Origin of the sequence: Macrococcus brunensis (assembly GCF_004359615.1) — a bacterium.
Lineage (GTDB): Bacteria > Bacillota > Bacilli > Staphylococcales > Staphylococcaceae > Macrococcus > Macrococcus brunensis.
This window is the reverse complement of record NZ_SCWA01000005.1, coordinates 92,301-109,796: the sequence shown is the minus strand read 5'-3', so window position 1 is coordinate 109,796 and position 17,496 is coordinate 92,301. Positions and strand designations below refer to the sequence as shown.

Below are 17,496 nucleotides of genomic sequence, written 5' to 3'. Positions count from 1 at the left end.
AAGTAGTGATAGTATAGTTTACCCGCCTTTTACATGTTAAAACATTATAAGCGTCTTTTGCGGGACAACCGAACGACAGCTTCTACTTGAGTTGTCTGCGGAAACATATCTATCGGCTGAATGTAATCCACTGTAAATGCTTTCGTCAGATGCGCAAGATCTTTCGCCAGTGTCGAAGGATTCCGGCTGATATAGATGAAACGATGAGGCTTAATCTCATTAATGGCATCTATTTCATCTGCCGTGAGGCCTGAACGGTTTGGATTAATCGTGATAACATCCGGATAGAATCTGTCCTGAATCCATTCTTCCAGCTTATCGGCAGGCTCACCATGTTCAAATGTCACATTGTCGATAGCATTGGCTGATGCACTATAAGTCGCATTAATGATTTCCTGCTCATTGAGGTCTACGCCCTTTAAGGCACGTGCATGAGCCGCAAGTTTCAATGCACTGCCACCTGCTCCACAGAATAGGTCAGCGACATTCTCTTTACCTGTTAATTCTGCAGCTTCGACAACCGCCTCATATAGTACGTTCGTCTGTTTGATATTGATAGGAAAGGCGCTGACTGCTGTCACATCGTATTCTGTCATGCCAATTTTTTCGTGAATGGTTTCGTCACCGCTTAAAATGATAGTTTCCTCACCAACTAGTAAGTCGCGGTCATCATTGATGTTCAGCCCGAAGCTCGTCACATGTGGCAGACGCATAATACGTTCACTGAGTAAATCTGCTTTCTTTAAATCAGGCGTTGTGGACACAAGAATCACCTGAATCTCGCCGCTATCTTCAGCTACTCTTGTCATGATGTAGCGCACGCCTTCTTCTTTGTTGACGTTCTTCGCCACATCGATATTTAATTCACTCATGATCGCTTTAATGGACTGTGTTGTCTCCATTGTGCGTTTATCTTGAACGATACACTCATCCAGATCAATCAATGTATTCGATTGTTCTTTATAAAGGCCGGCACGGATTTTGCGTCCAGACTTCTCAACAGGAAACTGATTCTTACTGCGGTAACGGAAAGGTTTATCCATGCCGATGGTCGGTTTCACTTTATCAGCCTTAACATGTCCGGCATACTTTTCCATTGAATCGATAATAATCTGCTGTTTGAACTTCAGCTGTGCGTCATAACTCATGTGCTGAAGCTGACAGCCGCCACAGAGAAAGAAGACAGGACAAGGTGGGTTTACTCGTTCCGGTACACTTTCCCTTACTTTCATCATCTTACCTTCTAAAAAGCGATTGCTGACTTTTGTGACCCGGACGAGCACTACTTCTCCTGGAAGAGCATCCGGTACAAACGTGATTTTACGTTTGAAATAACCGATACCTTCACCGTTGATTCCCAGCCTTTTAATAGTCAGAGGGAATTTCTGTCCTATTTTTACTTCTACATCTTTCATTCCAGTCCTCCTACTTGATCGACTTGACTTTTGCTTCTAACTGATTCAAAATTTCAATCCATTCATCTATATCTGCCATATCAGTGGTTTCTGGATTTACACTATCAATCGTTTCGATGAAATCACTTAATTTTTCTTTAATTTCGTTTAATGATTCGTTCGCCATATTTATCCTCCTCGTCGCTTTATATCGCCCTTTATTATGAACGAGAAGTGGCTAACTTTCAATCTATAGTCGTTGACAACTTATATCAAGATAAGATAATGGTAAGGATTATTTCCGGAAAGAAGGACAATTATGTTAGTAACAAAACAACGTATTACCCCTCAGTTCGATCCTTGGGAAGCTTATAATGAAGTAGAGAAATACGGCGAAAACAAACTCTCGAATATCGAATTCACAACGACAACTTTATGCAATATGCGTTGTGCGCACTGTGCGGTCGGCTACACACTTCAAGTTAAAGATCCAGAAGTCATGGATATGAACCTCATTTTAAAAAGACTCGATGAAATCCCCCATCTCTCGACAATCAGCGTAACAGGCGGAGAACCGATGTTCTCAAAAAAATCGATTAAAGAAACCGTCAAACCACTTCTCCAGTACGCTCAGAACCGCGGCATTTATACGCAGATGAACTCCAACTTGACGATGCCCTACAACCGCTATGAAGATGTCTTCGATCTTGTGGATGTCATGCACATCTCGCATAACTGGGGAACGATTGATGAATTTGCTGAAGTTGGCTTCCATGTCATGGATAAAAAGCCGCCTCTTGCAGCAAGATATAAACTTTATGAACAGATGATCGAGAACGCCCGCAAACTATCAGAAGCAGGCATGTTCGTCTCTGCAGAGACCATGCTGAACAAAAATACACTGCCTCATCTGGAGAAAATCCATCATGAAGTCGTACGGGATATGAAGTGCGCGCGTCATGAGATTCATCCGATGTACCCTTCTGACTTTGCATCTGATATGAACATCCTGACGCTGGACGAGATGAAACAAGCCATACGCCATCTGCTGACGTTCCGTGATAAAGACACATGGATGCTCTTCGGTACATTACCTTTCTTCCCTTGTTCAATGGATGACGATGATCTGAAGCTGCAGGAGACATTACATATGGACCCGAGCATCACCATCAGAAACGATCCTGACGGTCGCTCACGACTCAATGTCAATGTCTTTACAGGTGATGTCATCGTTACAGATTTCGGTGATGAGACAGGTACTATCAACAACATTAAAACACATTCCCTGCAGTCCATTTATGACAAATGGCAGGCAAGTGCTTTGAATAAACAACTGAACTGTCACTGCGCGCCTGTTAAATGTTTAGGTCCTAACCTGCTGGTCAAAAACATGTATTATCCGGGCGTTGATTTCAAGAAACGTGAACAGACCATGCATGAACAATTTAATCATCTCAAATAAAAAACGAAGTGAAAAGATTTCACTTCGTTTTTTGATTTGAACGCCACATCCATAAGGCAGTTAAAAACAGACCGACAATCATCATCACTAAGCCCCATTTTAAGTAAGGCGGTGTGCACTTAATGATGACATGCTTATCATGCTTATCAACCTCTACGCCGGTCATCAAGTAATTGACCGCCTCAACTGGACGTTCTTCACCATCAACGTATGCAGTCAGACCTTTCGTATAAGGCATCGGCAGTACAAGTGTACCCTTGTCACCTTGTAAATCTACTGAGAACCCTTCTTTTTGCTGCTTGAATGTTAATGGTTTATTTTTATATTTTGCGTACGCCTGTCGTAACGTCTGATAATCTTCACCTTGTACAGACTTAAGTTCAATGTGATATTTGCCTTCAGGGAATGTGATACGTATTTCATTGGCTGCTTTCACATTCATAACAGCATCTTTAGCCTGACGTCTATATTTATAGTTCTTCTTCGGCTTCATGACTTTCTTCTCGTTCACCTGTACATAGAAATCCTGATCCTCAGGCGCCATAATATCTGTTTTCATTGTCAGATAGAGTTCTGTATAAGGTTGGATCTTTTTAGAATCGAACGACAGGACAAGACCACCACCATCTTCTTTTACATCAAGTGTGTTGTCTTTAAAATTCGCCTGTTCAGTCGAAATTTGAGCCTGACCTAGTAAATCAGGTGCCTGGAAATGGCCAGGTGCGCCCTCTTCTTTTACTACCCCTTCCAGCATCGCGTGTTCTCGTTCAAGCGCATTATGGAGAGAGGAGGCAGCATATGTCTTGTCAGCTACTCTGACACTCGGCAGAGGATAAGGATTGCTCAGTACATCATAATGTTTAGTCGATGTGAATCCGCCTGTCTTGTTAAATAAAGGAGAGGCGTCCTGCTCTGCCGTGATATAGTCATCGACGTTCAACAGACTAGCCAGGTTCTCACGTCCTGATAGGCGTGCATAATAACTGTTCTTCTGTTTATCCTGTGCAATCTGCAGGTCATCTTCATAGAATTCAAGGATCTTCTTATCAAAAATACTTGAGTACAGCATCGTGCCATTGTAGCCGTAATACATCGGTGTATTAACAGATGAATCATCATTCAGACTGATACGTCTCAAATCATCCTGCTGTTCTTTTTTCAGCTTATCAATCTGCTGCTGCATCTTATTGTTATAAACTTCACTGTAGAAATAATCATCTGTCTTAAAATACTGATGCTGGACACCATAATGATAATCCTGAATCAGTGTCAGTTGACAGAGCGCAATTCCGAATATAATCATCATCAGCCATTTTTTACCTGGTTCTTTTAAATAGAGCACCATCATCAGCAGAATAAGCGGAATATAAAGAATCCAGTAATGAAACTGCATAAGAACAAGAGCTGAAACGAAAACAACCAGAATAACAGGCACTGCAGCTAGTAACAGTTCACGAGTAGAAATTTCAGCGAGATGCTGAATAAACAGTGCTGAGAGTATCGCTGTCGAGAACGCTAGAATATAGACCCATCTGCGCTGCGGCATGGAAAAGCCATTGAACATACTGCCGACATAAGGTGTCAGTGAGCCGAGCATCAAAATCCATGTCGCTACTGCAAACAATTTATAGTAATAATGTCGATATAATTTAAAGGTAAAAAGCGCTATAACGGCCACAAATATAACCACAAGGTGAAAACCACCGTAAAAAATATTATTATTGGACGACCATTCAATCAAGAGCGGCACATGAAGTTTCTCAAGCGTGCGGTCATTATTGAAGAATGACGTGACCCCCGATATGAAACCGATATTACCGACCATAAATCCGAGAACTGCCGCAACTATTGTTTTTAACACGGCCTGCTGTCTCGTCAACTGGTCATCAGGATGACGGCGTATAATCCTGAACAGGAAATAGATGCCGACTGCTATCATTTCGTAGTAAGCAAGATAGAAGTTCGAGAATACTGTCACTGCGATACTGATGATAAAGATAAACGGCTTGTTTCTTCTGAGTAAACGCTCGAGTCCTAATATAGAAAGCGGCAGGTAAATCATGACATCACTGAAAAATGACCATGTATAAGTAAAGTAATAGAATATGGTTGACCAGCTGTAAAGAATGGCAGCGAGTATAGCAGACTTCGACTTAAGACCTATTTCCTTTGCAGCGTAATACATCGCGATAAAGACAAAACTGCATTTCAGTATTGCTGTTACATACTGCATATGAATCATCTGCGTAATGACATCTGCATGATTAAACAGCTGATAAATTGCCAGCAGTATAAAGGTTACATAAGACACGAGTGATGTCGCATAGTAATAGCTGAGACTGGTAAAGTAATCACCTCCCAGTCCAAAAGAAACATCATAGAAAGTTCTCGACTCCTTGAAATGTTCATAGAGATATACCTGAAACGGTATCATCTGCTTCATGCCGTCGCCTTTACCGATATAAAGTACACCGTGTACTACATATCGATATAGATCCGGCAGATAAAAAATCACACTCATGACTAATGCGATAGCGGATATCGTCATAAAACGTTTTAACATCATTTGGCCCTCTGGTTCTGTCTATTTTTTCCTTTGTCATTATAACAAGAAATAACCTATAAACAAAACGACACCAGTAAACGACTGTTTACTGGTGTGTTCTTACGTATAAAGTTTAGTGGAAAAGAAGTTCAGCAGTTCTTTGCTGTAGACAGAACGTTCTTTTCGATTAATCGCTCGTTCAGCGCCAGACTGATTCAGCCATTTCTGATCATCATCTTCTGCATAGACTTCCGGGACTTGTACAGGATGATTTTGCTCATCAAGTGCAACAAATGTCAGGAAGCTGACAGCAGCCAGTTCCTTTCTTTCTTCCAGGATGTTCTCTGCAATCACTTTTGTAAATACTTCCATTGAAGAGTTGCCTGTATAAGTGACGAGCGCAACAAGTGATACAATATCACCTGGCCGGATAGGTTTGACGAAGTCCACTGAATCTGTCGAGGCAGTCACCACTGAATGTCCGCAGTGTCTCGTTGCCGCAATAGAAGCGACATCATCTATCATCGCCATCAATTTGCCGCCGAACAGCGTATTGTGATGATTCGTATCAGACGGAAAGACCTGCTGTGTTTTCACTGTTCTCGACTCAGACATTGATTTTCTTTCTCTCATCCGTTTTCTCCTCATTTTTTCTACAAGAAAGGAGATAGTCTCCTATCTCCCCTGTTGTACTTATTTAGTGTAAGTCATCTGCAAAGACTTTCTTCTCGAGTGCTTCTTCTGGCGTATCGATAATGTCGGCCTCTCTAGAATCGAAAGCGTGTCTTAAGAAGAACATTAGCATGCCACCGAAAGCGAAAATCGAGAAAAGAAAGGCGATAACAACAAACCACATCATAGCTACTGACATGTTCAGCCTCCTGCTCTTAACAATATAGAATTATCATATCATTATATGCCCAAAATTAAAACGCCCAATTACCATTTACGAAAATAGGTTCTTCGTTACCATCTGCTGTAATCCCGCTGATATTCATCTCAGCATTACCAATCATGAAGTCCTCATGCGTAATGGACTGATTCAGACCTGCCGCATCAAGTTCAGCATCTGACATCTCTTTTCCGCCTTCCAAACAGAATGGATAAGCAGAACCAAGGGCTAAGTGACAAGATGCATTCTCATCAAATAACGTATTGTAGAAAAGTGTCTGGCTGTTCGAGATAGGAGAATCGTGCGGCACGAGCGCGACCTCACCCAGCTGCACAGCATTTCCATCAGACTCAAGCAGACCTTTCAGAATATCATGACCCACTTCAGCGTGATACTCAATCACTTTACCGTCTTTGAACGTCAAAGTGAAGTTATCAATAATATTTCCGCCGTAGCTCAGTGGCAGAGAGTTTTTCACTGTACCGTTGACCTGATCCTGATGAGGTACAGTAAATACTTCTTCTGTCGGCATATTCGCCATAAATTCAATGCCTTCAGCACTTACTGAAGAAGCACCGCACCAGATATGTCCTTCCGGCAGACCAATCGTCAGATCTGTACCCGGCGCACTGTATTTCAGCGCTTTATAGGCTTTTTTATTTAAGTAATCTGCTTTGATATGAAGATTGTGATTATGTTCTTCCCATGCTTTAACCGGGTCCTCTTCATTGGCACGAACTGTATAAAGCATTAAATCAAGCAGTTTATCGACCGCTTCTTCTTCAGTTAATTCCGGGAAGACCAGTTTTGCCCATGCTTTTGATGGATATGCAGCAACAGTCCATGGAAATTGATCAGATTGCATCATTTTCATATATTCCCGGAATGCATTACCGTTTGCACGCATCATCGCGCTCACTTTATTTGGATCGGCTTCTTTTAAGTTCTCCGGACTTGAAGAAATCAGCGCTAGTTGAGCAGCACCGCTTTTTGCATAATCCATACGCTCGTCGACGATATACTGCGGCACTGACTCGAACGCTTCCTGCGGACGATATTGAAGATTGAGCTGTGCCAGACGGTCATCTCCGTAGATGACTTTAACATCTTCAGAACCTGCTTTATAGGCTTCTTCTACAACTAAGTGTACAAATTCAGCTGCATCAATTGTCGTGCGAATATATACTCTCTGCTTCGGCTGTACATTCATCCCCACATGAACGAGAAGCTGAGCGTATAATCTTAATTTTTCCTCTTGGTTTGCAATCATGTTTTAATCCCCTTTATTTAAAGTTATTTTCTAAGCTGGCCAAGCGCATCTGTAATCGCTGCAATTTCACTTGGTGATACATTATCACGCTTCATGACCATCGTATGAAGATCTTTTAAATCTTCTTCTTTAGAATCATCGATATCTTCCGCATTGATGACCCCTTTATTGATTAATTTCAATTTTGACATAATATCTTCTAACATGGCTTCTTTATTCATTACTGTCCTCCACTGTCTTTTAGCATAAATTCTGAAAAAATCTCATCTGTAACAAGTTTACCATATAATATATTAGGATATATAATAGTATTATCAACACACTAACTTAATGGAGGAATCATCATGAATAACAAATTAATTCCTGGTATGCTGATTGGCGCTGCTGTAGGTGCAGCTGTTGCAATGCTCGACAGAAATACTCGTTTTTCTGTAAAAAATCAAGTAAGTAACGTGAATGAATTACGTAAAAACCCATCTAATGCTAAAGATAAAGTAGCAGGCATCAAAGATGAAATCATGTACTGGAAAGATCAGATTGAAGAAATTCGTCGTAACAATCCAGAACTTGAAAAAGCAATTCTTGATACTAAAGATATGCTGACTAAAAAATAAGAAATACTTTTTACCTATATTCTGAGGAGTGATTCATATGGCTGAAAAGCAGAAGAGCTCTTCTAAATTTTTGACTCAGGCGGCTAATCCGTCTGGGTCAAAAAATTTAGATGAGAGTTATGTTAAAACACAGAAGTTCCAATCTAAGGATGCAAAAAAAGCAGATGAGGAACTTCATGTATCTAAAATCAATAAACCTGTTAAATATAAAGAAGACGGCAATTTTCTGCAACGTCTCCTTTACCGTATCGGAAAAGATGACGCATCCGGCTTAGCTGCTCAGCTTGCCTACTATTTCCTGCTGGCGCTTTTCCCACTGCTTATCTTCTTATTGACTCTTTTACCTTTATTTAAATTAAAACCTGAGACTATTACGAACTTTATCGCTAGTAACGCACCCGGTGATACAGCGAACACTATCAATACAATTGTAAGTGATATTATGGCGAATTCATCTGGCGGCTTACTGTCATTCGGTTTAATTGCTGCATTATGGTCTGCTTCAAATGGTATGACTGCTTTAATGAATGCATTTAATGTGTCTTATGAAGTAGAAGATGCCCGTAACCCGGTAGTTGCTAAACTGCTCAGTGTTTTATTCACTATTATCATGATTTTAGTTGTAGCGATTACCCTCGCCTTACCTGTATTTGGTGAACAGATCGGTAATTTATTATTCGGTAAGATTGGTCTCGGCGATCAGTTTGTCTGGGTCTTTAACCTCGTTAAAATCTTGCTTCCAGTAATTCTGACATTTGTTGTGTTCACAACGTTATATGCTATTGCTCCAAACATCAAATTAGCATGGAAATCCGTATTACCAGGGGCTCTCTTTGCAACAGTTGCCTGGTTAGGTGCCAGCTATTTATTCGGACTTTATGTCAATAATTTTGCGAATTACTCTAAAACATATGGTAGTATTGGTGGTGTCATCGTTCTGATGATATGGTTATATTTAACTGGCTTCATCATCATCATTGGTTCGCAGATCAATGCAATCTTGCACCAGAAGAAGACAGGTCAGTTACCTACTAAACGATAGGAGACAATCATGACATTATTAGAAGAGATTCTGAACTACAATTTGAAATTCGTTGAAGATAAGACGTATGAGAACTACGAAACTTCAAAAGTACCTACAATGAAAGCTGTTATGCTGACTTGTATGGATACTCGTCTTGTTGAACTGTCTACAAAAGCGCTCGGTTTTAAGAATGGTGATGTTAAACTCGTTAAAAATGCCGGTGCAACAATCACACATCCATATGGCTCTACGATGAGAAGTTTGCTTGTCGGTATCTATGCTTTAGGTGCTGAAGAAATCATCATTATGGGTCATAAAGACTGCGGCATGGGCGGTATCAATGTAGAGCAAGTGCTAAACACAATGAAAGACCGCGGTATCAAAGAAGAGACTATTTCAATTTTAAAACATTCTGGCATTGATTTAGACCACTTCTTAGGTGGATTTTCTGATGTCAGAGAAAATGTACGTGCCAATATTGACCTGGTCTATAACCATCCACTCTTCGATCAAAACGTACCTGTTCATGGGTTAGTCATTGATCCACATACTGGAGAAGTAGAATTGATTCAGAATGGCTATGAAAAAGTAGTAAAAAACTAATATCATATTTAAACCCCGATGCCTGAGGCATCGGGGTTTTTTACTGACCATCAATCAGATGATGTTTAAATGCATAGATGACCGCTTGTGTTCTATCCTGTACTTCCAGTTTACTGAGGATGTTACTTACATGAGTTTTGACTGTTTTAATGGTAATATGACTGGCGTCCGCAATTTCCTGGTTAGACATACCGCTCGCTATCAGGAGCAGAATCTCCATTTCGCGTTCTGTCAGCATGTCATAGAGCTCCGCTTTCTGCTGCAGACGATTACGCATCTTTGTCATGACTTCTGCTTCAAAGACTGTCTCACCGTTAAACGTCTTCCGCACGACATCCGCGATACGGTCAGCGCTTGATGTCTTAAGGATATAACTGTCCACACCAGCATCGAGAGCCGCATAAACTTCTTTATCGTTGATGAAGCTGGTCAGCATGATTACTTTTATTTCTGGCATGGAGCTTTTGATAACTGCTGTTGCTTCAATCCCGTTCATCTTATCCATCACCATATCCATCAGGACGACGTCAGGTTTCAACGATTTCGCTTGTTCGATTCCTTCCTGCCCGTCGCTCGCTTCGCCGACTACTTCTATATCCGGCTGCGTCGATAAAAAGCTGGAAATCCCTATTCTGACCATCTCATGGTCATCTACGAATAACACTTTCATATTACCCCTCCTCATTGATTGGAACTTTTATTTCTATACGTGTACCGCTGTCAGGTGCTGAAATAATCTGGCATGTTCCGCCGATTTCAAGTGCACGCTCTTTCATGGTATTAATACCGTAACGTGTTTCATCTCTCGTTTCCAGGTCAAACCCTCGACCATCGTCAGTGATACGAAGCATGAGACTTTCTGGAATCGGAAACAGCTCTACCGTCAGTTTGTGCGCTCTTGCATGACGCAGTGTATTAGATATGGCTTCCTGAGTGATACGGAACAGCTGATCTTCTATTCCTTTGGACAACTTTATCGGTGTCATATCCAGTTGTATATCAAGCGGTGTCTTCTGTTTCAGGTCCATCGTCAAGTCTGTAATACCATCTACCAGGGATTTGTTCTGCAGCGCGAGCGGTCTTAAATGCAGCAGAAGAGCGCGCATCTCCTGCTGCGCTTCGTGCAGCATTCGTTCCAGCAGATTCATCTGTCTGGTCATATCGTCACTGAGTTCCCGGGCCTTGACCGCTGATAACATCATACTTGCTGCGAAGAGCTGCTGACTGACTGAATCATGCAGTTCACGTGCCAGACGCTGTCTCTCTTCTTCAACGATTTTTTTGACGACCTGCTCGTTCACACCACTTGTCACAATCTGGTTCTGGTGCTTGATCGTCCGGATTGTCTCGTTCAGCTTGATGATGGCATTGAAGAGCTCTCCTGCCTCCGGATGTAATTCTATTTCATTAGATGACCGGACGTTCTCACCGTCATCTAACGCTCGAATCTGATCTTTTAACCAGGCATACTGCTCATTCTGCTTGTAAGCCACAAGCGATCCCATAATGATACACGATAGAATCACAATGACATTGAGAAAAAGCCAGGCAGGTACTCCCATGATATAAGAAGTCAGCATGCCCTGGAAATAGATGATATTCGTGAAAATCCTATCTAAAATATAGAAAGTAAATAACAGACTATAGATAAGTATCAGCATGACGCCTATATGACGTGTATAATTATTCATCGATGAATGACCTCCAAGTCACCGATAATTGAAGAGACCATCACTTTAATCAGGACACCATTAGGATAGTCAGGCGTTAAATAAGTCAGCCGCTGATTTTTAGACCGCTTCGTAAAGTCATCGACAGTCAGCTGTCCATAAAGAGCTGAATAATCTACTTTGACCTGATAATGGTGCGGAACAATAATCGTTGTCTTACCGAGAAGCTGATGAACAACAACGACATTTTCCTGTCGCAAGTTCGCTGCTGTCGTCAGATCGATTAAGATATCTCCTATGGCATGCTGAAGGTGTATATCATCAAACTTATAGACCTCATCCGGTGTTTTCTTCGTATTGAACCAGTTCTGACTGGATACCCTTAGATCATTGTTCTCGACAGTGATGACCGACGGCTGTCGTCTCGCGATTAAGTATCTGAGTGACAGTATAATCAGGAAACTGAAGAGCAGAATCAATGTATAAGGATTTGACAGCATGCCAAAAGCGATCAGCGCAATCCCTATCCAGAGCAGCACTAATCCCCTCAGCTTTTTTTTATAGAACTGGCTACTGTAGACGAGTAGAAATCCGACAAGCAGGACCAGTATCATTCCAGTCTTCATAAAAAATAAATAATACAGGTTTGAAATAATGAGTAAAATTATAAATGTAATTAAGATTTCAGTTGAAACTAAATGTTTCACATACTCACTTCTCTTTCATTCATCTTCTGTAGCATCATTATCTCATATTGCACTTCTTCTTTCATACTTTCAATCATAGCAAGTGACACTTCAATTTCATGGAGTTCACTGTCCAGCTGATTCAGCTTATTAATATGCATCACACGATTAGAACGGAACTCACGCTGACTGCCGTCTTCTGAATCATTCACCGTTAATTTGAAGTTATAATGGTCGTATTGTTTCAGCAAAGATTCCTGCTCATTCGATTTAACTGCTTTTTGAACATTTAAATCTGTCAGTCTGTGCTGCAGTTCGGCTATTTTATCGAACAGACTATGGTTGATTGCTTTTTTGACCGTTTTGGTTAATACAGATGTAATTCGGCTCATAACATCCTCTCCTTATTATCCTCATTATAAAAAAAGTTCCTCAGGACGTAAAACGTCTGAGGAACGATTCATCTCTCAGACTTTAGTCTGAGACGCGTTCTGTTAAAAGGAGCGGACCTTCTTTAGTCACCACAATCGTGTGTTCAATCTGAGCAACATAACTTTTATCTTTTGTTTCAAATGCCCAGTCATCTTTACCATCGCCGACAATCGTTGCTTTAGAAGAAATAAACGGCTCAACTGCCAGGACCATTCCTTCTTTCAGCAGTACTTTGTCGTGTGGATCGTAGTAGTTCAGAATATGCTGCGGCTCTTCATGCAGACTTGTTCCGATACCATGACCTGTTAAGTTCTTGATAACTGTCACATCATTCTTACGTGCTGTCGCATTAACCGCACGACCGATCTGACTGAGTTTTGTACCTGGTTTCACTTTTTTCATTGCCTCTTCAAAAGCTATAAGTGCTACATCGACGACTTTCTGTTTCAATGGATCAGCGCTCTCACCGACCACAAATGAAATACCTGTATCCGCATAATAACCGTCTTTACAGCCAGAGACGTCTATATTGACGAGATCGCCTTCTTCGATGACACGTTTACCCGGAATACCGTGTGCTACTTCTTCATTCACACTGATACAAGTATATCCAGGGAAATCATATTCAGTGATAGGCGCTGACTTCGCGCCGAGCTTGTCAAACATTTCACCAGCGATATTATCAAGCTCTTTCGTTGTGATACCTGCCACTGTTTTTTCTTTTAGCGTATCTCTGACTTCAGCGACAATCTGTCCAATCGCTTTTAATTTTTCAAGTTCCTCGTTAGATTTAATAATCATCATATCTCTTCTTTCATTTGGATTGTTCCTATATTATAACAAACATTTAATGGTATACTAAATTTAAAAAATGGAATGATAAGGATGAACTTAAAACATATACTCGGTCCGCGGATTATCAAGACAGGTCTCGCGACATTTCTGACCGCTCTTATTTGTCAGCTCTTAACCCTTCCTGCGATATTTGCAGTTATCACTTCTATCGTCTCGATTGAACCGACTGCTAAAGCATCGCTGAAAAAAGCCTATATTCGTTTTCCGGCCTCCATCATCGGTTCTTTTATTGCGGTGATGAGCACCTATTTTCTCGGTGATTCACCTCTTGCCTATAGTCTCGCAGCGACAGTCACTATTCTAGTCTGTCATCAGCTGAAATTATTTGACGGCATGCTTGTCGCCAGTCTGACAGCTGTCGCTATGGTGCCCAATATTCATGATGCATTCGCGTATAACTTCTTCTCACGACTCGCAACGACTACAATCGGTCTGACGACTGCTGGACTTGTCAATTATCTGGTACTGCCACCGAAATATCAGCAGCAGATTCAGAATATCATCGGCTCAATCGAACAAGACAGCGCTGCCCTTTTTATCAGACGCAGCAAAGAAGTACTTATCGGAAACTTCACTTCTGAAGAAAGCATGCATCTGCTGGAAGCCATCAACTCCAAAATCAGCAAAGTCCACCAGCTGATCAAGTATGAGCATGAGGAATATCAGTACCATCGTGATATGAATCGAAAACGTGACATGACGAAAATAGAAAAACGTCTGCAAGTTGACCAGCTCATTATTCTTCATTTATCCAATATGATCTATATGCCAGATCACCAGTACTTTGACTTTTCTCTCACTGAACGTAAAGCATACGTCCAGATACTTGAAGCCATGACTGAGAGAAGACCAGTACCGGCACCTGCACTTTCAGTCTTTAAATCCAGCGTCAAACACCTCAACGAATTCGATGACAATCAGTTAAAAAGCCATTATATATATGAGCTTCTTATGATCCAGAAACTAATGAAAGACCACCTGACTTAAGTCGGGTGGTCTTTCAAAGTTTAATCTAGAAACGTTTGAATAAAACGTTATTCTCTAAATGCACATGATTGAAAGTATCTTTTTCAAGCTGCTCTAAACGAGCGAAGACAAGACGATAAGTCCCGCATGCTTCAAGTGGCGGTGTAAAATCATGAGTCAGCTCTCTTAATTTTTTGAGTGCATGACCGGCATTTTCATGTTCTGTCTCCAGTTCATCAATATGCGGTTGCAGCTGTGCACGTAGTTCATCTGTTGAACTGTTCGTATACTCTACAACAAGCGGAAAAACATTGTCATCTTCATCCTGTGTATGATCAAGCAGTTCATTTTTCAGTGCTGTAAAGACTTCTTTGATTTCAAGTAATTCAGGATGGTTGTCACCATGAACTTTCGCGACTTTAGTGACATAAGGCGTCAGGTTTTTCATTTCTTCACGCAGCGGCACATGATATTTGTTTTGAATATAATTGATCAGACTCGCATTATCCAAATACTGAACATCAAGACCTTCTCCAGCATTACCTTTTTGAAGACCATTAATTTCATCAAGCAGTGTTTCAAGCGGAGCACTTTTATCACTGATCGCTTCTGCTAATGGAATCTGACCACCGCAGCAAAAATCAATACGATTACTTCTGAATATATCTGCACTTTTCGGAATTTCTTTAACGATATCTGCGACTAGCATTTCTTTTGTGATCATGGTGTAGCCTCCTGTTTTTACTTTTATCTCTTAACATCTTATATTATACACTTAAAAGATATATTTTAAATACATCTTTAAAAGTGTTCTTATTATTGTCAAAAATAAAAGCATCGTATCAGATGATACAATGCTCGTTGAACTATTTCTTATCGTCTTCTTTTCTGTCGCCAGGTTCATTCTGCAGCTGTTCTCTTACTTTTCCGTCGACGAGACCTGGAGTATCGTCCGTCATACGCTGTGACGTTGTTTTAGGATCTTCTTTAGTCATGATAAACCCTCCTGTCAGTTAGATAGTTAACTTTACCCGTCAGAAGACTCATTAATCTTTATTTATCTGAAAGTAACCGGTCGATGATAACTTTCTTTGCGTTCTCTTCAATTGTGTTATCATTCAGCGGTCTGAATTCAATATTCTTACGTTCGCAGGCTGCCTTTAGGAGATAGTCTGTGATCTCATGATTCTTCGGCAGAATCGGTCCGTGCAGATAAGTGCCGAGGAGGTTTTTGTAATGGATACCTTCTTTTTTATCAGTGTCGTTATTACCGAACCCTGAAACGACATGGCCCAGTGTATCGTAGTCATGATAGGTGCGGCCACCGTGGTTCTCAAAACCGACGATTTGTCCGAACGTCTCTGATTCAATGACGATGTTACCCGTCAGTCGGTCAGTTTTAGATTCTGTATAGAAATCCAGGATATTGAGTCCTTTTAGTTCATGACCATCCGGTGTCACATATTTTTCACCTAGGAACTGGTATCCTCCGCAAATAGTGAGTGCAGGTACACCGTCTTCTATCGCAGCTTTGAACTCATCCTTGATTTTGAAGAGTTCTTTAGTGGCAATCGCCTGTTCGCGGTCACTACCACCACCGATAAAGAGGATATCGGCATCTGATAATTTAAGCCCTGCTGTTTCCTTCACATCTGTGACATCGACATCAATGCCGCGCCATTTCGCTCTTTTTGATAAGGCGATGATATTACCGATATCGCCGTAAAGGTTAAGTTTATCAGGCATGAAGTGATAAATATTAATCGCTGTCATTATTTATCCTCCTTGAAATAAGTCGTGAGTGTCGTATGCATCGGCTCAAGCGATGTGTAGTTTGGAATACAGACCGTATAATCATCAAGTGCCATCGCCTGCAGTGTCGCCTGTTCAATGGAGCGTTCAACTGTAATCTGCGCAGGTATCTCTGCATATTTCAGTCGTACTGCCAGTTCTTCCGCGCGGTTTCCTGTACAGATGATATGACCGATTGTCTGTCTCGACAGCTTTTCAAAGTCAGCATCCCAGATCCAGGAGATATCGCGACCATCTGCTCCGTTATCATTCAAGCTGATCAAATATGATTTAGAACCTTGGATTTTCTCGCCAACTGACAGACTCGCATTTAGACCCGCTGGATTTTTGGCTAGATTAATAATCGCTTCTTTTCTGTCATTAGAGAAATACTGCATCCGACCATTATCTGATGCATAGCTCTCGAAGCCGTTTCTGATGGATTCATCATTTAGACCGAGTTCGCGCAAGACACTGTAGGCCGCGATGATATTAAAGACATTGAAGTCTCCAGCAAGCTTCATATTAAATGTACCCCCGTTAATCACCGGTACAAGATACGGGTTCTCAGAAAGTGCTTCCACCTCATATTTAGGTTCACTGCGGTTGAAGCCGCATTCACAGCTATAGTGCCCAATCTGGTTGTAATGAATTGCCTCGTAGTGAAGTAAACGTCCGCAGTTCGGGCAGTATTTACTTTCAATCATCGTGCTTTCTTCGAAGTGATGAATACCCGCTTTCATACCGTAATAGACAACATCTCGACTCGCAATTTTCAGTCGTGAGACAAACGGATCATCGGCATTTAAAATCAACTTGATCCCTTTATTCTTAATATGGTCAGCGATACGGTCGACCAGAATATCGATTTCACCAAAACGATCCATCTGGTCGCGGAAGAAGTTCGTGAAGACCATCATCGTCGGTGTCATTTCATTCAAGACACGCGGAATAGAACCTTCATCAATCTCGATGATAGCGAGCTTTGTGTTCTTGTTAGACTGTACGATAAAGCTCGATGTGATACCCGCCGCCATATTCGCACCTTCTGTATTATGGATGATGTTGATGCCATTTTCCTTTAATGTATGACCGATTAGATTAGAAGTGGTAGTCTTACCGTTTGTACCGGAGATAAAGACGACATCATCTACAGTTGATGCCATTTTTCTTAAAATCTGTGGATCTATTTTTCTGGCTAACTGTCCTGGTAAATCAGTGCCTCTTTTACCGGCAGCGATACTTGCCTGTCTCGACAGTTTTGCCATTAATTTAGCTGTAAAAGTTCTCAT

The 17,496-nt window shown here is 41.2% G+C and carries 21 protein-coding genes; 5 read left to right on the top strand and 16 right to left on the bottom strand.

Features of this window, described 5'->3' with window-relative positions:
- Nucleotides 1–44: 44 nt before the first annotated feature.
- Nucleotides 45–1,415 (bottom strand): 23S rRNA (uracil(1939)-C(5))-methyltransferase RlmD, encoded by a 1,371-nt coding sequence (rlmD, locus tag ERX27_RS04130; protein ID WP_133431573.1) that lies wholly within the window; start codon nucleotides 1,413–1,415, stop codon nucleotides 45–47.
- Nucleotides 1,416–1,425: 10 nt separating this feature from the next.
- Complete coding sequence (locus ERX27_RS11380) at nucleotides 1,426–1,581, bottom strand: SE1561 family protein (protein WP_165983080.1); 156 nt, start codon at nucleotides 1,579–1,581, stop codon at nucleotides 1,426–1,428.
- A 132-nt stretch (nucleotides 1,582–1,713) separates the two neighbouring features.
- Here ERX27_RS11380 and yfkAB point away from each other — a divergent pair, with 132 nt between their 5' ends.
- Nucleotides 1,714–2,856, top strand: a complete 1,143-nt coding sequence (gene yfkAB / locus ERX27_RS04125; protein ID WP_133431572.1) for a radical SAM/CxCxxxxC motif protein YfkAB — start codon at nucleotides 1,714–1,716, stop codon at nucleotides 2,854–2,856.
- Between the two features lie 19 nt (nucleotides 2,857–2,875).
- Here yfkAB and ERX27_RS04120 read toward each other — a convergent pair whose 3' ends face one another.
- From ERX27_RS04120 to ERX27_RS04105, 5 genes are all read right to left on the bottom strand, one after another.
- Complete coding sequence (locus ERX27_RS04120) at nucleotides 2,876–5,419, bottom strand: YfhO family protein (RefSeq protein WP_165983079.1); 2,544 nt, start codon at nucleotides 5,417–5,419, stop codon at nucleotides 2,876–2,878.
- A 102-nt stretch (nucleotides 5,420–5,521) separates the two neighbouring features.
- Nucleotides 5,522–6,034, bottom strand: a complete 513-nt coding sequence (locus ERX27_RS04115) for an acyl-CoA thioesterase (RefSeq protein WP_133431570.1) — start codon at nucleotides 6,032–6,034, stop codon at nucleotides 5,522–5,524.
- 64 nt (nucleotides 6,035–6,098) lie between these two features.
- Nucleotides 6,099–6,272, bottom strand: a complete 174-nt coding sequence (locus ERX27_RS11375; RefSeq protein ID WP_165983078.1) for a hypothetical protein — start codon at nucleotides 6,270–6,272, stop codon at nucleotides 6,099–6,101.
- 55 nt (nucleotides 6,273–6,327) lie between these two features.
- Nucleotides 6,328–7,563, bottom strand: a complete 1,236-nt coding sequence (locus ERX27_RS04110; RefSeq protein ID WP_133431569.1) for an aminopeptidase — start codon at nucleotides 7,561–7,563, stop codon at nucleotides 6,328–6,330.
- 23 nt (nucleotides 7,564–7,586) lie between these two features.
- On the bottom strand, nucleotides 7,587–7,784 hold the full coding sequence (locus tag ERX27_RS04105; protein ID WP_243715862.1) for a DUF1128 family protein: 198 nt from the start codon (nucleotides 7,782–7,784) through the stop codon (nucleotides 7,587–7,589).
- A gap of 123 nt (nucleotides 7,785–7,907) precedes the next feature.
- Between ERX27_RS04105 and ERX27_RS04100 the strand changes: the two genes are divergently transcribed.
- From ERX27_RS04100 to ERX27_RS04090, 3 genes are read left to right on the top strand one after another with little or no spacing between them, the layout of a single operon-like run.
- A complete protein-coding gene (locus ERX27_RS04100; RefSeq protein ID WP_133431568.1) occupies nucleotides 7,908–8,177 on the top strand; it encodes a YtxH domain-containing protein in 270 nt (89 codons plus the stop codon).
- Nucleotides 8,178–8,214: 37 nt separating this feature from the next.
- Entirely contained in the window at nucleotides 8,215–9,219 is a 1,005-nt protein-coding gene (locus ERX27_RS04095; protein ID WP_133431567.1) for a YihY/virulence factor BrkB family protein, read from the top strand.
- Between the two features lie 9 nt (nucleotides 9,220–9,228).
- Entirely contained in the window at nucleotides 9,229–9,804 is a 576-nt protein-coding gene (locus ERX27_RS04090; protein ID WP_133431566.1) for a beta-class carbonic anhydrase, read from the top strand.
- 40 nt (nucleotides 9,805–9,844) lie between these two features.
- On the opposite strand, the gene ERX27_RS04085 is transcribed toward ERX27_RS04090, so the two are convergent.
- From ERX27_RS04085 to map, 5 genes are all read right to left on the bottom strand, one after another.
- Nucleotides 9,845–10,474: a response regulator transcription factor gene (locus ERX27_RS04085; RefSeq protein WP_133431565.1), complete on the bottom strand. Its 630-nt coding sequence runs from the start codon at nucleotides 10,472–10,474 to the stop codon at nucleotides 9,845–9,847.
- Between the two features lies 1 nt (nucleotide 10,475).
- Nucleotides 10,476–11,495 (bottom strand): sensor histidine kinase, encoded by a 1,020-nt coding sequence (locus ERX27_RS04080; RefSeq protein ID WP_133431564.1) that lies wholly within the window; start codon nucleotides 11,493–11,495, stop codon nucleotides 10,476–10,478.
- On the bottom strand, nucleotides 11,492–12,181 hold the full coding sequence (gene liaF / locus ERX27_RS04075; protein WP_133431563.1) for a cell wall-active antibiotics response protein LiaF: 690 nt from the start codon (nucleotides 12,179–12,181) through the stop codon (nucleotides 11,492–11,494). Before liaF ends, ERX27_RS04080 begins: the two co-directional genes overlap by 4 nt.
- On the bottom strand, nucleotides 12,178–12,552 hold the full coding sequence (locus ERX27_RS04070; RefSeq protein ID WP_133431562.1) for a hypothetical protein: 375 nt from the start codon (nucleotides 12,550–12,552) through the stop codon (nucleotides 12,178–12,180). The genes liaF and ERX27_RS04070 overlap by 4 nt, the downstream gene beginning before the upstream one ends.
- Before the next feature lie 82 nt (nucleotides 12,553–12,634).
- Complete coding sequence (gene map / locus ERX27_RS04065) at nucleotides 12,635–13,393, bottom strand: type I methionyl aminopeptidase (protein WP_133431561.1); 759 nt, start codon at nucleotides 13,391–13,393, stop codon at nucleotides 12,635–12,637.
- An 84-nt stretch (nucleotides 13,394–13,477) separates the two neighbouring features.
- Between map and ERX27_RS04060 the strand changes: the two genes are divergently transcribed.
- Entirely contained in the window at nucleotides 13,478–14,434 is a 957-nt protein-coding gene (locus ERX27_RS04060) for an FUSC family protein (RefSeq protein ID WP_133431560.1), read from the top strand.
- 25 nt (nucleotides 14,435–14,459) lie between these two features.
- On the opposite strand, the gene scdA is transcribed toward ERX27_RS04060, so the two are convergent.
- The 4 genes from scdA to murT all read right to left on the bottom strand — a co-directional run bounded on the left by scdA (nucleotide 14,460) and on the right by murT (nucleotide 17,496).
- Nucleotides 14,460–15,137 (bottom strand): iron-sulfur cluster repair di-iron protein ScdA, encoded by a 678-nt coding sequence (gene scdA, locus ERX27_RS04055; protein ID WP_133431559.1) that lies wholly within the window; start codon nucleotides 15,135–15,137, stop codon nucleotides 14,460–14,462.
- Nucleotides 15,138–15,279: 142 nt separating this feature from the next.
- Nucleotides 15,280–15,408 (bottom strand): hypothetical protein, encoded by a 129-nt coding sequence (locus tag ERX27_RS11585; protein WP_275416071.1) that lies wholly within the window; start codon nucleotides 15,406–15,408, stop codon nucleotides 15,280–15,282.
- A gap of 58 nt (nucleotides 15,409–15,466) precedes the next feature.
- The gene (gatD, locus tag ERX27_RS04050; RefSeq protein WP_133431558.1) at nucleotides 15,467–16,186 is read right to left on the bottom strand and encodes a lipid II isoglutaminyl synthase subunit GatD; all 720 of its coding nucleotides are present in this window, start codon (nucleotides 16,184–16,186) and stop codon (nucleotides 15,467–15,469) included.
- A complete protein-coding gene (murT, locus tag ERX27_RS04045) occupies nucleotides 16,186–17,496 on the bottom strand; it encodes a lipid II isoglutaminyl synthase subunit MurT (protein ID WP_133431557.1) in 1,311 nt (436 codons plus the stop codon). Before murT ends, gatD begins: the two co-directional genes overlap by 1 nt.

Coding starts and splice junctions, on each gene's coding strand:
- rlmD (WP_133431573.1), bottom strand. CDS start 1,415: ATGAAAGATGTAGAAGTAAAAATAGGACAGAAATTCCCTCTGACTATT.
- ERX27_RS11380 (WP_165983080.1), bottom strand. CDS start 1,581: ATGGCGAACGAATCATTAAACGAAATTAAAGAAAAATTAAGTGATTTC.
- yfkAB (WP_133431572.1), top strand. CDS start 1,714: ATGTTAGTAACAAAACAACGTATTACCCCTCAGTTCGATCCTTGGGAA.
- ERX27_RS04120 (WP_165983079.1), bottom strand. CDS start 5,419: ATGTTAAAACGTTTTATGACGATATCCGCTATCGCATTAGTCATGAGT.
- ERX27_RS04115 (WP_133431570.1), bottom strand. CDS start 6,034: ATGAGAGAAAGAAAATCAATGTCTGAGTCGAGAACAGTGAAAACACAG.
- ERX27_RS11375 (WP_165983078.1), bottom strand. CDS start 6,272: ATGTCAGTAGCTATGATGTGGTTTGTTGTTATCGCCTTTCTTTTCTCG.
- ERX27_RS04110 (WP_133431569.1), bottom strand. CDS start 7,563: ATGATTGCAAACCAAGAGGAAAAATTAAGATTATACGCTCAGCTTCTC.
- ERX27_RS04105 (WP_243715862.1), bottom strand. CDS start 7,784: ATGAATAAAGAAGCCATGTTAGAAGATATTATGTCAAAATTGAAATTA.
- ERX27_RS04100 (WP_133431568.1), top strand. CDS start 7,908: ATGAATAACAAATTAATTCCTGGTATGCTGATTGGCGCTGCTGTAGGT.
- ERX27_RS04095 (WP_133431567.1), top strand. CDS start 8,215: ATGGCTGAAAAGCAGAAGAGCTCTTCTAAATTTTTGACTCAGGCGGCT.
- ERX27_RS04090 (WP_133431566.1), top strand. CDS start 9,229: ATGACATTATTAGAAGAGATTCTGAACTACAATTTGAAATTCGTTGAA.
- ERX27_RS04085 (WP_133431565.1), bottom strand. CDS start 10,474: ATGAAAGTGTTATTCGTAGATGACCATGAGATGGTCAGAATAGGGATT.
- ERX27_RS04080 (WP_133431564.1), bottom strand. CDS start 11,495: ATGAATAATTATACACGTCATATAGGCGTCATGCTGATACTTATCTAT.
- ERX27_RS04070 (WP_133431562.1), bottom strand. CDS start 12,552: ATGAGCCGAATTACATCTGTATTAACCAAAACGGTCAAAAAAGCAATC.
- map (WP_133431561.1), bottom strand. CDS start 13,393: ATGATTATTAAATCTAACGAGGAACTTGAAAAATTAAAAGCGATTGGA.
- ERX27_RS04060 (WP_133431560.1), top strand. CDS start 13,478: ATGAACTTAAAACATATACTCGGTCCGCGGATTATCAAGACAGGTCTC.
- scdA (WP_133431559.1), bottom strand. CDS start 15,137: ATGATCACAAAAGAAATGCTAGTCGCAGATATCGTTAAAGAAATTCCG.
- ERX27_RS11585 (WP_275416071.1), bottom strand. CDS start 15,408: ATGACTAAAGAAGATCCTAAAACAACGTCACAGCGTATGACGGACGAT.
- gatD (WP_133431558.1), bottom strand. CDS start 16,186: ATGACAGCGATTAATATTTATCACTTCATGCCTGATAAACTTAACCTT.
- murT (WP_133431557.1), bottom strand. CDS start 17,496: ATGAGAACTTTTACAGCTAAATTAATGGCAAAACTGTCGAGACAGGCA.